The organism is Mesorhizobium sp. M2E.F.Ca.ET.209.01.1.1 (genome assembly GCF_004010375.2).
Lineage (GTDB): Bacteria > Pseudomonadota > Alphaproteobacteria > Rhizobiales > Rhizobiaceae > Mesorhizobium.
The window spans coordinates 1-422 of sequence record NZ_SADP02000226.1 but is presented as its reverse complement, the minus strand read 5'-3'; the positions used below and the strand labels follow the sequence as shown (position 1 = coordinate 422).

Sequence of the window (422 nt, the reverse complement as noted above, 5' to 3'; positions counted from 1 at the left end):
CTTCGGCGATGCGCTCACTCGCATCCACAACCCGAAGGACCCGATCGACGTCGCCGTCGAAGGGGCGGCATGGCGACGCCTGGCTTACGACGAGTTCCTGGCCGGACAGGTGTCGCTGGCGCTGGTGCGAGCCAGAATTCGCCGCCTGTCGGGCCGACCGCTTGTCGGCGACGGCCGCATCGTCGAGAAGCTGCGCGCAGCCCTGCCCTACAAGCTCACCCCTAGCCAGGAATTCGCGCTCGGCGAGATCAATGCCGATCTCGCCGATCCCGAGCGCATGCTGCGCCTGCTGCAGGGCGACGTCGGCTCCGGCAAGACTGTGGTCGCGCTGCTTGCCATGGGCCGCGCGGTGGAGGCTGGCGGCCAGGCCGCGTTGATGGCGCCGACCGAAATCCTGGCGCGCCAACACCTGGCAACCATCG

Annotated in this window: 1 protein-coding gene; it reads left to right on the top strand. The window is 69.0% G+C overall.

The genetic code is table 11. The features are described from left to right. A partial coding sequence (locus tag EN852_RS35405; protein WP_348643521.1) for a DEAD/DEAH box helicase occupies positions 1-422 on the top strand: 422 nt, incomplete at both ends.